The organism is Hydrotalea sp. (assembly GCF_049968455.1).
Lineage (GTDB): Bacteria > Bacteroidota > Bacteroidia > Chitinophagales > Chitinophagaceae > Hydrotalea.
Genome location: NZ_JBMFQT010000005.1, coordinates 61,511 through 75,138, shown reverse-complemented (window position 1 = coordinate 75,138; position 13,628 = coordinate 61,511). Strand labels below are relative to the sequence as shown.

Below are 13,628 nucleotides of genomic sequence, written 5' to 3'. Positions count from 1 at the left end.
CATGCAAAAAAAAATAATTGAAGTAAAAAATCTTACTAAAAACTACGGTTCAGTTCAAGCAGTTAAAGGGATTAGTTTTGATGTATATGAAGGAGAGATATTTGGTTTATTAGGCCCCAATGGCGCAGGTAAATCAACCACCTTAGAAATTATAGAAACACTAAAAGATAAAACCAGCGGTGAAGTTTGGGTGGACGGGTATAGCTTAGATAAAAACCCTAATGAAATAAAACAAATTATTGGGGTGCAATTGCAATTAAGCGGTTATTATCCCGGATTAACATTGGCAGAACTTTTAGATTTGTTTGCAGGGTTATACAACAAAAAAATTGATAAGAAAAAGATTTTAGAAGAAGTAAAACTGGCCGATAAAGCAAAAGCAAAGTATAAAGAATTAAGTGGTGGCCAACAACAGCGTTTTTCATTAGCCACTACACTTATTAATAATCCCAAAATTATTTTTTTAGATGAACCTACTACAGGATTAGATCCACAAGCTAGAAGAAATCTTTGGGATTTAATTAAACAAATTCGATTAAGCGGAACTACTGTCATTATTACTACGCATTATATGGATGAAGCGGAAGAACTTTGCGATAGAGTAGCCATTATTGATAGCGGTAAGATCCAATCCGTAGCTACCCCTGACGAATTAATTGACAATTTAGTAGCAACCGGTTTTGAAAGAACAAAAGAAGTGAAGAAAGCAACTTTGGAAGATGTTTTCATTCATTTAACCGGCAAATCATTACGCGAAGATTAATTTTATTTTATGCATACAGACGAACGTTACCCCATTGGTAAATATGAGCCCAAGCCTTTTTCAGAGGCACAAAAGCAAGAGTGGTTAAAGGCCATTGCACAATTACCGGAAGAATTAGAAATAGAGGTTCAACATTTAGATGCAGCACAATTGAATACACCCTATAGGGAAGGAGGATGGACACTGCAACAACTTATTCATCATATGGCCGATAGCCATATGAATGCTTATATCCGATTTAAATTGGGGTTAACGGAAAATAAACCTACCATAAAACCATACAATGAAAAAGCATGGGCACTATTACCCGACAATGATACTGTTCCCATTAATGTATCATTAACACTGCTGCATGCTTTGCACAAACGTTGGCATGCCACCATGAAGGATTTATCGCAGGCTGATTTTGAAAGAACAGTTATTCATCCTGAACAAGGACGCGAATTAAGTTTATGGTTGTTATTAGGCTTATATGCATGGCATGGTAAACACCATAAGGCACACATACAGGCTTTGAAAGATAAAATGAATTGGTAATGCAAAGAGATTTAACGTGGACTACCTTAGCCAGTAATTATTTATTGAAAGATACTTGGGCTACTATACGAAAAGATACCTGCCTATTGCCCAATGGAAAAGTAATTGATCCATTTTATGTGTATGAATTTCCCGATTGGGTTACAGCATTTGCCATTACTAAAGATGGGAAAGTATTATTAGAACGACAATATCGGCATGCTTTAGGCCGAACAGATATTGAAACGCCGGGAGGATGTATAGATTATAGCGATGCATCGCCTGAAGCTGCATTGCAAAGAGAATTATTAGAAGAAACCGGTTATTACTTTACCGAATTTCAAAAATTGGGCATTACATCCGCAAATCCTTCAACTAATAACAATATTATGCATATGTTTTTGGCAACGGGCGGTGAAAAAGTGGCTGAACAAAATTTTGATCCCGGTGAAGATTTAGAAATTTTATTTGCCAGTATTGATGAGGTAAAACAATTTGTACGTGAAAATAAAATTATACAAAGTATGCATGTTACCTGTATTTTTTTGGCATTGGAAAAATTAGGTGAATTGCATTTTTAATGGATAGGGTCTATATCTGCAATTAAAAAAACGCTCCCGCAAACAATAATTAAATCATCTTTTAAAGCCATTTGCACAGCTGCTTTTAAGGCAGTATTTACATCGGCATAAGTGTTGCCTAATAAATGGTAATCCTTCGCAATTTCGGTTAATTCAGTGGCATTCAGTGCCCTTGGAATATTTGCTTGCGTAAAATAATAGTGTGCATTAGTAGGCAACAATGATAAAACTAATTGTGGGTCTTTATCTTTTACCATTCCAAATATTATGTGTAATTGACGGTAGGTACAAAGTTTAATTTGATTTAATAACTGTTTTATTCCTGCTTCATTATGTGCAACATCTGCAATAACGGTAGGGTATTGATGTAATAATTCCCAGCGTCCATGTAAGCCTGTTATTCTTTTTGCATTTGCTAATCCTTCAAATATTGAATCGTCAGATAATTGCCATTCTTGCAGTTTTAATTGGTTTACTGCCGTTAAAGTTGTAATTAAATTATTAAGTTGATAAATACCTGGTAAGTCAAGCTGATAAGAATTTATTTCGCCATTTTTATTATTCAGCAATTTTACCATTAGGGCAGTAAAGGTTTGTTGGTATTCTAAAACTGAAAAAGCTTGTTGTGCATAATAGATAGGAGCATTTTTTTGTGCAGCCACACTTTCAAAAACAGGTTTTGTTTCATCAGTCACTTCGCCTATTACAACTGGAATATGCTGTTTAATAATTCCTGCTTTTTCGCTGGCAATGGCTTCCAAAGTATTGCCCAGCAAATTCATATGGTCCCATCCAATGTTGGTAATAATAGAAAGTTCTGGTGTAATAATGTTGGTACTATCTAAACGGCCTCCCAAACCGGTTTCAATTACAGCTACATCAACATGCGTTTCCGCAAAATAGCTAAAAGCCATTGCCACAGTAATTTCAAAAAAAGAAGGTTGAATTTCTGCGATGGCAGGTTTTATTTTTTCAACAAAATCAATAATAAAAGCTTCAGTACATAATTCCCCATTTATTTTAATTCGTTCTCTAAAATCTTTTAAATGAGGTGATGTATATAATCCGGTTTTGTAGCCGGCTTTTTGTAAAATTGCCGCCAGCATATGGCTGGTACTTCCTTTGCCATTGGTGCCTGCAATGTGAATAGTTTTGAATTTTTGCTGTGGGTTGCCTAATTTATTGCAGAGTAAAATCGTATTGGTTAAATCTTTTTTATAGGCTGATGCACCTTGCCTGCTAAACATGGGTAAATGTTCGTACAGGTAAGTTAATGTTTCGAAATAGTTCATTGTAAAAAAATTAGCCATTCAGTTTAAAACTAAATACAATAGTGCCGGTTTGGTTATCTGTATCACCTGCATTTAGTTTTAATAATTTGGCTTTGCGTAAAGCAATATTTCTAATGTTTTGATTGGTAGTGGTTGTACCTCGTGGATTTATATTAGCCTGAATAACTTCACCTAGTTTATTCACAGTAATATCTACGGCAACTTTTGCAGGCTCATTAAAATCATCTTCAAAGCTGGGTAGCTTTGTAAAATGCCTGCCCGTTAAACCATTTCTTATACTTACACCGCTGGTTCCGGTTCCGCCATTGCCTGTATAGCTATCGCTATTGGGGTTACCATTAGGTTTGCCCTGATCGCCTTTTCCACCTGCAATTCCCTGATTGAAAACACCATTGTAAGAATCGGCACCATTACCGCTCGATGTGGTTGAGGTACCCCCCTGAAATAATGCTTTTGGTTTAGGTGGAGTAGGTGTGGGTTTTATTACGTTATTATCATTTCTTTTTGGGTGAATTGCCGTTGGATTATGGTTTAAAGGTTTTTTGGGATTCACTTTTTTTTCTAAAGTGCCAACAGCTTCATCATTTTCGCCTGTTACCTCATTGGCTAAAACATCGGGGGTAGATTGTACCTGTTTTGATGGTGGAGGAGTTGATAGTTTGGTGTCTTGTTCTACGGATGGGTTGCCCTGCATTTGTGGCGCTACATCGCCCAAACCTGTTTCACTGTTACCTAAATTTACCTCAATACCTGTGTCGGTGGTAGGTTGTGGAATTTGTGGCAGTGACCATTTTAAAAAAAAGAAAATCAAAAATATACCAGCACAAATAACAATAGTATATATGGCTGCTTTTCTGTTTTTTTCTAATTCAAAATTTTGATACACCATTTCAGCATTATTCATACAAAGTTATCTTATTTTTTTAGCGATGACCGGATGTTGAAAATTACTGTTGGAACGTTTAATTAAGCACATGTATTGTGTTAAATGTTGTTGAATTATTGGCTTGTTAATTATTCACTTGAATTATAAGGATAAAATAATGTTGCAATTCAATAAAAGCATTTAATTTACACACCAATACTAACTAAACATTAACAATTAAAACTTATTGGTTATGATGCGAAAATTACTTGGCTTGCTGTCTTTATGCTGTTTTTTAATACTTCCTGCTATTACACAAGCAGCTAGTTTGCCTATGTTACCCGGAAAAAATGCTCCCGATTCTGCCGGTAAAGTGGGGGCAACGTTGAATGGTGCTGTTTTAAAAAATGCGTTAGCAGAGTACAAAAACTTATCACGGAAGGAAAAAAAGTTTCGTATTAAAGAATCAAAAGCATTATTGAAAGAATATAAAGTTCAAAAAAAAGCGGGTACTTCAACTGATACAAATACATTGTTATTAGTTATTTTGGCTATACTATTGCCTCCCTTGGCTGTTTATTTACATGAAAATGCAATTAATACTAAGTTTTGGATTGACTTGTTGCTGACACTTTTGTTCTTCCTACCTGGTATTATATATGCCCTAATCGTTATTTTAGGTGGATAGTTGAAAGATTACTTGTAATTACAGTCATATATTATTCTTTTATTTGTTAGTCATAATTTTTTTGGAAAGCAGGGCCATGTATGAATTCATCCAATTTTAGTTGTTAATTACCTGCTTAACATAAAAAATAGGACTAATAGTAAAATTTTTCTGAATTGGGTAATATCTTCCTTTAATTTTGCACCTTATTATTATTTTTTCATTCCTTAAAACCAAGGTTCTTCAATGAACAATACCTATACCTCGCTGGTTGAGCAAACATTTCATTTTCCCCAGGAAGGATTTAATTTGAATGATGATGGATACTTAAGTTTTAACGGACTAAATCTAAAAGCGTTAATTGACAAATATGGAACGCCAATGAAACTTACCTATTTACCCAAAATAGGTATGCAAATTAATAAGGCAAAAAATATGTTTAATGCTGCTTTTAAGAAGCATAAATATGAGGGAGAGTATTTTTATTGTTATTGCACCAAAAGTTCACACTTTTCATTTATTGTTGAAGAAGCCCTAAAGCATAATATCAATTTAGAAACTTCGTATGCTTACGATATTGAAATTATCAATCAGCTTTATAAACGAAGAAAAATTAATAAAGAAATTTTTATAATTTGTAATGGTTACAAGCAAAGAGCTTACACGAGCAGAATTGCTAAGCTTATCAATTCCGGATTTAAAAATGTAATACCGGTATTAGATAATAAAGAGGAATTGCAGGCTTACAAAAGAAGTGTAAAGCAACCTTTTAAACTGGGAATTAGGGTAGCAGCAGAAGAGGAACCTTCTTTCCCATTTTACACATCGCGCTTAGGCATGCGTGCAAAGGATATTTTGGAATTTTATGTTGATGAAATTGAAGGATTTGAAGATAAGTTTCAGTTGAAAATGCTACACATTTTCCTAAATAAAGGCATTAAAGATGATATTTATTATTGGAGTGAGTTGAATAAAATTATTAACCTATACTGCCAATTAAAGAAAATTTGTCCTGAGTTAGATTCTATTAATATTGGCGGTGGTTTTCCCATAAAACATTCATTGGCGTTTGAATATGATTATCAATTCATGATTAATGAAATTGTTTCTAACATTAAAAAGGCCTGTAAAAAAGCCAAAGTTCCAATGCCTAATATTTATACGGAATTTGGAAGTTTTACCGTAGGGGAAAGCATGGCGCATATTTATAGTGTTACAGGTCAAAAAATTCAAAACGATCGGGAGTGTTGGTACATGATTGATTCTTCTTTTATTACAACATTACCTGATACATGGGGAATTGGTGAAAAGTTTTTAATGTTACCCATTAATAAATGGGAAAATGAATACCATAGGGTAGTGTTGGGTGGTATTACTTGCGATAGCCATGATTATTATGATAGTGAGGAGCATATTAATGAAGTTTTTTTACCCAAGCTAACATCTCCCGATAAAGAAAATGAACAAAGTAATAAAGAGTCATTATATGTAGGATTTTTTCATACCGGTGCCTATCAGGATCAAATTAGCGGGTATGGCGGTATTAAGCACTGTTTAATTCCTTCGCCAAAGCATGTTATTGTTGAATATGATAAAAATGGGAAATTAATTGATTGGTTGTATGCAAAAGAACAATCTGCTCAAAGTATGTTGAAAATATTAGGTTATTTACGTTAGTTTATACCCCCATGCAAAAACCAAAACAAGAGGCCGTCTGAAAAAACAGGCGGCTTTGGTTTATTCAGAGCCGGTAAATACGGAGTATTTATTTTTTGGTCTTAAGTTGTATTGCCATTTAAAACCCCTAACTTTTAGGCTTTCCGGATCAGCTTGTTTCATTGGGCTCATCACCCCTTTCAAATCGTTAATAAATAATACTTTTTGTATTTCTCCATCTGTAAAATAGGCATCAATTACACTGCAGGTTGATTGGTTTACGCCTATGAATTTATGATTGTCATCCTCTACAAAATAAATATTATCGGCCGGGGTACCTCGGGTATGTATGTAATTGATTTTTCCATCATGAAAAAATGCATGTGTACTATTGCCCCTTACCTGGTTGTAATAATTGTTACTGGCTTTACTTATGGTAAGTGCATTTTCAAATACCGATAATTCTTTAGGTTTTTTATTGGCTAAGAACAAATAAATAGTGTCACCTGAAATTTGGTTTTCATTTGACCAAACAATGGGGTGAGTAAATAGTCGAAATGCAGAATCAAATTGCGTATAAAACAAACTGTCGCCAACAGCTTGCAATGAGTCTGAAAATATTTTTACATGATGGTATGCTTCAATAAAGCGATTATTACTAGTATCTTTTGCAATCTGTGCACTATCAATTAATAACCTATTAGCAGCACCCAATGAGTCTCTAATAACGGGAACAGGCCTAGTTTTAATTAATGAAGAAAGTTTACCTGAACGCAAAGTGTCGGCTCCAACATAAATGCTGTCTTTTTCTTGTTTTATTAATAAAATAGGTTGCTCGGTAGCTAAGAAAGCATCTTCTTTACGGTTCGTTTTTATATTATTTGCAATAATGTCATAACCTCCGGTTGAATCTTTACTTCGATAAACTGCATTGCCCTGAAATTCGCCAATGCCGGTGCTATCATTAAAAGCCATATAATCGGAAGTGAAGGTGTATGTGCTATCGTCAATGAATGGCCGTTTTGAAAAATTTGCTACTTTATGTTTTAAATCATAGTAACCGTCTGTTACCAATATAGTACGGTTGCCGTTAATTACCTTAGAAGGAGAAATAAAGGTGGTTATGTTTGTATTGATATTGTATAAAAGGGTGTCGGTATAAATTTTATATTCTGGGTCAATTAGTACTACATTCTTTTTAAATATTACATCGCGGGTATCACCATAATAAGTACCTTCTTTACTGGTTAACACAGACTGACCGTTCACTAACTTACCACCATTGAAGTATTTACCAATTTTAATTTGTGTATCATATTCCAAATCGTTGGTGGTTAATACTCCTTTCCCATCGGTAAGTTTTACTTTGTTTTTGAGAAATGCCTTTTTTTCTTTACCCAAATATTTTAAATATTGCGAATAGGTTTGCACACTGTCAGCATCATTAATATGTACGTTTCCAAAGGCTTCTAAAATATTTAGCTTTTGGTTTAAAACAATACTATCCGCATAAAAAAGGGTTTTGTTTTGTTGCACTTCAGCATGCCCCACTAATGCAATAAATTGTCCGGCAGTATCTTTATTTTGAAAGTTGTAAGTATCTGCATGGATTATAGTAATGGTTTTTTTACTTGTTGTATCGGTTGTATTATTGGCTTGTGCCCATAATTTTCCGGATAATAAAAGCCCCAGCAATAATCCACAAATTTTAATACAATGCATGTTGTTATTTGTGTTGTTGAGCACTGGTATCATTTAGAGGTACCATTAATGGTCCAGATTTATCTTTTCTACCAAAAACCGAAATGTTTACGTAACGTTTAGGGTGTGTTCTTAAGTCATCCAATAAGATGTTTGCACTTCTTACTGTATTATTCAAATTATTGTATAATTTTTTATCATTTAACAATAAGCCTAGAGAACCATCGCCAGAATTTATTTTTGCAAGTACATTATTCAAATTACTAACTGTAGTTTTTAATTCTGTAATTGTTCCTTTCATATCGGCATCGGCCAGTTGGCGGGTAGTCGATTCAACATTGCTTAGCGATTGTGAAATTTTATCATTGTTATCGCTTAAATTTTTGGTGAAACTATTTACATTATTCATGGTTTGCACAATAGCTCCATTTTGTTGGTCTAACATTTTTTTAAGAGAGGCTGATGATGCTACTAAGCTGGCTGTTGTTTCATTGATGTTAGCAATAACCTGTTGCAGATTATGTTTTGTATGGGGATCGAAAATGCTATTTACATTTTTCAATACACTATCTAATGAATGCAGGGTAGTATTAAGTTGCGTACTAATGGGTTCAATTTTATTACTTAATTGTCCTAGTAGTCCTGGGTTTGAATTGGTAAGAAGTGTATCACCAGAACTTAAATAGGTGGTACTATTGCCCAATTGTATATCAATGCTGGGACTTCCTAAAAAACCTTCTTTTATGTAGGCAACCGAGTTAGAGGGAATATTGTAGTTACCCTTTAGTTTTATGGCGATTATAATATCTTTTAAATTTTTGTCTGCATTTTCAATGTCAAAAACACTTCCAATTTGATAACCATTAATATAAACCGGATTTGATACCATAATGCCCTTTGCATTTGGGTATTTGGCGTATAAAAAATTACCTGTTTTAAAAACACTTCTCCCTTTTAAAAAATTAAATCCCAATATTAACAAGGTAATGGCTATGGCCGTTAATACTCCTACTTTTGTTTCGTTGGAAATCTTCATAAACGCAAATCTAAGGGTTATTCATCAAGCTAAATATAATAAAAAATAGTGTTATTTTTTATTTTGCGTATTTCCGTTAGCCTGCATTTTATTTTCTAAAGAATATTTGTAGCGTTTTACAGCTCGGGTAATGGCTTCAGCAATTTCCTGCTGACCTTTTTCACTGTTTAAATAATCTTCTTCTTCAGGATTAGAAATAAATCCGGTTTCTACCAATATGGCAGGCATAGCCACCGCCTGCAATACCCAAATACCTTTACCACGTTGTTTCGCTTCGCGACTTACACGCCCCATTTTTGTAAATTCATCTTCTACAGTTAAAGCCAAACTTTGGCTTCTTTCGGCATATTGTTGTGTTTTTAATGAATATAACACAATTTTTGCCGGGTCATTAGGATCAAAATCTTTCATTTCATTCGCTAAAGTGCTATCCATATATAATGATTCGTTTTCACGGAGTGCCTTTTCTTTATCATCATTTTTATCAACTCCCCATATGTATGTTTCTGTACCCTTTGCCGGGTTGGGGGTGGTATAAGTATGATATTGTTTTACTTTTCGGGTATATTTTTTTCCCTTTTTGTGATAAGTTTCGGTTTTATAGCCAATAAATTCGCTATGTCTAATGGGGTCAACGTAATTGCAGTGAATGGAAATGAATAAATCGCCTTTAGCCTGATTGGCTTTTGCGGCTTTTACTTTTACGTTATCATAAACATCTGTTGTACGTGTCATATAAACATCAACGTCGGGCATTTGCCTATGAATTTCTTTTTCAAGTTTTAAAGAAATGGCTAAAGCAACATCTTTTTCATGTGAATATCTTCCTGAAGCACCATAATCAACTCCACCATGCCCGGCATCAATTACAATTCGTTTTAAGGCAGGTTTGGGCCCCGGTTGTTGCGGATTAGTTTGACTAGGATTGGTAAATGATGCTAAAAAAACAAAACACCAAATATTCATTAAACTTACAGTTGCAACTTTTTTTATCATTCGTTTAAACGTTAAAGGCATTAAGCTAATTAAACTATTTAATGTGAAGCACCTATTTTTGCTTCCGTTATTATGAGATTACGCGGTAAAATTAACGTAAAAACCCTTGCGGGAAGTATAGCAATTGGCATTGTACTCCTGATTTCAATGAATTTGAAGGCTTTTAACACGCCTCAAATTATTTTTTTCAATTCGTTAACAGGGTTTTCTGATACTATTCCAAATAATGATACTTTACCGATTGCAAATGATACCGTAATAATAAATGGTCGGAAGGATTCCAGCTTATTGGCGAAGGATACTGGTAAATTAGCAAAAAATGATACACTTAATTTATCTAAAGATTCATTGGATGCCCCGGTAAATTATGCTGCATCAGATTCCGGTGTATTGTTAATCCCCTCTAAGCAATTTATTTTATATGGGAAAGCTGATGCTAAATACAAGGATATTGAATTACAGGCTGCCATCATTAACTATAATCAGCAATCGCAATTGGTAAGGGCCTACGGATTAAGCGATACATCAACCGATTTAAATGCAAAGCCTAAGTTAACTCAGGGCGATTCAAAATCTATTAGTGATTCTATTCTGTTCAACCTAAAAACAATGAAAGGAAGAACCACGAATAGTTTTTTTAATGAAGGGGAATTATTTGTGCATGCTAATGTGTTGAAAAAAGAGGGGAAAGATATTTTTTATGGTTACCGAGGTAGATTTACAACATGTAATTTAGATACCCCACATTTTGCCTTTAGAACCCGAAAATTGAAAATGATTGCCAATAAATTGGCGGTAAGTGGACCTGCATCTCCTGAATTTGAGGGTGTTCCGATTCCCATTGGAATTCCTTTTGGCATTTATCCTTTAACAACAGGCCGTCATTCGGGTATTTTGCCACCACAGTTTATTGTTAGTCAGGATTTTGGATTGGGGTTAGAAAATTTGGGTTATTACAAAGTGTTGAGCGACAATTTTGATGTTACTACCCGTGCTAACATTTATTCCTATGGGGGTTATTCATTTACCATTAATCCCAAATATTATGTTCGTTATCATTACCAAGGTGCATTAAATTTTAGTTTCCAAAGCATTAAAGCATTGAATCAAAATTATTTAACACCACAAGAATACAATACATCAAAATCATTCATGCTTAACTGGACCCATACACGTGATAATAAAGCACGTCCCGGTACCACATTTAGTGCTAACGTAAACTTTGGTAGTACCAAGTTTAATCAGTACGTGTTAAACAATCCTTTTGTGAATTTTCAAAACCAGTTAAATTCATCAATTAGTTATAGTAAAGATTTTGGAGGAAAGTCGAATATATCGGTAAACTTGAATCACAACCAAAATAGTAATACCGGATTGGTTAATTTGAATTTGCCTACAATAAGTTACAATGTAAATACTTTTTACCCCTTCCAAAAAAAGGAACAGGTGGGTGTTCCAAAATGGTGGGAGAGTATAGGTATTGGATATACCGGCAATTTTACCAATCAACTTTCATTTTACGATTCGGCATTTAGTTTTAAAAAGTTGTTAGATACAGCCCAATATGGCTTTACGCATAATATTCCCATTACCTTAACCTTACCGCAATTGGGGCCCGTTACTTTAAGTCCTTCTGTTTCTTATCAGGAAAGATGGTATGGACAGAAGATATTTCGTAATTGGGACAGTATCAACAACCGCTTAGATACCAGCATAAGAAAAGGATTTTTTGCTGCCCGGCAAATGACATATGGCATTAGTGCCAGTACTCGAATTTTCGGAACCTATCAGTTCAAACATTCCAGCGGCATACAAGCTATTCGCCATGAAATAAGGCCTACTATTGCATTGAACTATTCACCCAACATGAATGGAAAATTTTATTACTCAATGAAAGTAGATACATTTGGTCATGTAATTCGCTTTTCACAATTTGATGGAGTAATACCGGGTGCCTTTCCCGAAGGTGCTTTTGGGGGTATTAGTTTTGGCGTAGATAATTTATTGGAAATGAAAGTGAAAAGCAAAACAGACACTAGCAATAATGGCATAAAAAAAGTGAAGCTATTAGATGGATTTGGCTTTAACTCATCATACAACTTATTGGCCGATAGTTTTGCGTTAGCTCCGTTTAATTTGTATGCACGAAGCACTTTATTTGAAAAAATAAATATTACGGCCAGTGCAATACTCGATCCTTACCAGGTTGATCAGTTTGGTTTTAGAAAAAATGTATTTACTTGGAACAGCAGCCACCCTACGTTAGGACGCTTAACCAGTGCCAACATTGCCATATCCACGCAGTTTAAAAGCAAAACGAAAGATGGGAAAACCTCGAACAGCCAAGTTCCCGTTGATCCATTTATGACGCCGGAAGAACAGCAAATGCAATTACAATACATACGCAATAACCCTGCTGAGTACACTGATTTTAATATACCCTGGACTTTATCACTATCATATTCTTTAAACTATACCAAACAGCTGCATGTTGATTCATTGAGTCGATATTCCTTTGCCAGTATATTCACCTCGAACTTAAACTTTCAAGGCGATTTTAGTTTAACCACTAAATGGAAAGTGGGTGCTACCGGTTTCTTAGACTTTAATGCAGGAAAATTGCAACAATTAAGTATGTATTTAACACGTGAAATGCATTGTTGGCAAATGTCAATCAATGTTACCCCTATCGGATTGTGGCGTTCGTTTAGTATCACTTTAAATCCGAAATCGGGCATACTACGTGATTTAAGAATAAACCGAACCCGAACATTTTCAAATTACTGATAAGTAGGTTTTTCCTGAGGATTATTTTCATATTTCAAGTAATGATTTTTCATAATGTTATAGATCTTATCTCTTAATTCTTTCGTGTTCAAATTTTCCACTTCAACCGGAGGTAGAAAATGCATGTATAATTTATGTGGCCAGAAATAAAAGGTTTTATGAATAGGCATTGCTTTTCGAGTGTTGAAAATAAGTGCAGGGATAATTGGGTTCTTTGTAACTTCAGCCAATTTAAAAGCTCCGTCGTAAAATTGTTTTAGTGGTTCTTTGGTTCTATTGCGGGTTCCTTCCGGGAATATGCACATATTCATTCCTGCTTTTAATACTTGTTTCATCTCTTCAAAACTACGTAAACGGCTGCGTTCACTTTTTCTATTAACTAAAACAGAGCCTTTTTTATAATACCAACCAAATATGGGAATTTTTGCAAATGAATCTTTAGCAATAGTTTTATTGGGGCTAGGTGTAAAAGGTGCTGAAAGTGGAACATCTAGCAAGGCATTATGGTTACATGTAACTATATAAGCCTTATTTTTTTTGAAATGTTCATAACCATATACTTTTAAGGGGCAACCTACTAAAGGTAACCAAATGTTCATCCAGTAACGCGATAGATTAATGAAAATTTTTTGCCCCTTATTACCCGGAATAGCATAACACAGCATGGAAGGGATATAAAAAATTAAAAAAGTAATGATGAAGGTGGTTAAGCCCCAGAAAGCCCAAATACGTCCAAAAATATTTTTAAATAATTGCATATATTTTTAA

Annotated in this window: 12 protein-coding genes; 6 read left to right on the top strand and 6 right to left on the bottom strand. The window is 34.4% G+C overall.

The genetic code is table 11. The features are described from left to right. The first annotated feature begins 1 nt into the window (after position 1). Genes ACP5P5_RS04920 through ACP5P5_RS04910 form a run of 3 tightly spaced genes read left to right on the top strand, consistent with a single transcriptional unit; the run spans position 2 to position 1,860 of the window. Positions 2-763, top strand: coding sequence for an ABC transporter ATP-binding protein (locus tag ACP5P5_RS04920; protein WP_111293120.1), 762 nt, complete (start codon positions 2-4; stop codon positions 761-763). A gap of 9 nt (positions 764-772) precedes the next feature. Beyond that, complete coding sequence (locus ACP5P5_RS04915; RefSeq protein WP_428284992.1) at positions 773-1,300, top strand: YfiT family bacillithiol transferase; 528 nt, start codon at positions 773-775, stop codon at positions 1,298-1,300. Then, positions 1,300-1,860 carry an NUDIX hydrolase gene (locus tag ACP5P5_RS04910; RefSeq protein WP_428284991.1) on the top strand — a complete coding sequence of 187 codons (561 nt, stop codon included), beginning with the start codon at positions 1,300-1,302 and terminating at the stop codon, positions 1,858-1,860. Before ACP5P5_RS04915 ends, ACP5P5_RS04910 begins: the two co-directional genes overlap by 1 nt. Here the strand turns inward: ACP5P5_RS04910 and ACP5P5_RS04905 are convergent. Then, positions 1,857-3,152, bottom strand: coding sequence for a bifunctional folylpolyglutamate synthase/dihydrofolate synthase (locus ACP5P5_RS04905; RefSeq protein WP_428284990.1), 1,296 nt, complete (start codon positions 3,150-3,152; stop codon positions 1,857-1,859). The two genes, ACP5P5_RS04910 and ACP5P5_RS04905, sit on opposite strands and share 4 nt — an antisense overlap. 10 nt (positions 3,153-3,162) lie before the next feature. After that, on the bottom strand, positions 3,163-4,056 hold the full coding sequence (locus ACP5P5_RS04900) for a hypothetical protein (RefSeq protein WP_428284989.1): 894 nt from the start codon (positions 4,054-4,056) through the stop codon (positions 3,163-3,165). 214 nt (positions 4,057-4,270) lie between these two features. Here ACP5P5_RS04900 and ACP5P5_RS04895 point away from each other — a divergent pair, with 214 nt between their 5' ends. After that, positions 4,271-4,705, top strand: coding sequence for a YqaE/Pmp3 family membrane protein (locus tag ACP5P5_RS04895; protein ID WP_428284988.1), 435 nt, complete (start codon positions 4,271-4,273; stop codon positions 4,703-4,705). Positions 4,706-4,930: 225 nt separating this feature from the next. Beyond that, positions 4,931-6,361, top strand: coding sequence for an arginine decarboxylase (locus ACP5P5_RS04890; RefSeq protein WP_428284987.1), 1,431 nt, complete (start codon positions 4,931-4,933; stop codon positions 6,359-6,361). Positions 6,362-6,421: 60 nt separating this feature from the next. Here ACP5P5_RS04890 and ACP5P5_RS04885 read toward each other — a convergent pair whose 3' ends face one another. From ACP5P5_RS04885 to ACP5P5_RS04875, 3 genes are read right to left on the bottom strand one after another with little or no spacing between them, the layout of a single operon-like run. Beyond that, on the bottom strand, positions 6,422-8,062 hold the full coding sequence (locus ACP5P5_RS04885) for an OstA-like protein (protein WP_428284986.1): 1,641 nt from the start codon (positions 8,060-8,062) through the stop codon (positions 6,422-6,424). Positions 8,063-8,066: 4 nt separating this feature from the next. Then, a complete protein-coding gene (locus tag ACP5P5_RS04880) occupies positions 8,067-9,077 on the bottom strand; it encodes an MlaD family protein (RefSeq protein ID WP_428284985.1) in 1,011 nt (336 codons plus the stop codon). 51 nt (positions 9,078-9,128) lie between these two features. Further along, complete coding sequence (locus ACP5P5_RS04875) at positions 9,129-10,073, bottom strand: N-acetylmuramoyl-L-alanine amidase family protein (protein WP_428284984.1); 945 nt, start codon at positions 10,071-10,073, stop codon at positions 9,129-9,131. 72 nt (positions 10,074-10,145) lie between these two features. Between ACP5P5_RS04875 and ACP5P5_RS04870 the strand changes: the two genes are divergently transcribed. Further along, a complete protein-coding gene (locus tag ACP5P5_RS04870) occupies positions 10,146-12,860 on the top strand; it encodes a putative LPS assembly protein LptD (protein ID WP_428284983.1) in 2,715 nt (904 codons plus the stop codon). Here ACP5P5_RS04870 and ACP5P5_RS04865 read toward each other — a convergent pair. Next, positions 12,854-13,618: a lysophospholipid acyltransferase family protein gene (locus tag ACP5P5_RS04865; protein WP_428284982.1), complete on the bottom strand. Its 765-nt coding sequence runs from the start codon at positions 13,616-13,618 to the stop codon at positions 12,854-12,856. The genes ACP5P5_RS04870 and ACP5P5_RS04865 overlap by 7 nt on opposite strands. Positions 13,619-13,628: the final 10 nt, after the last annotated feature.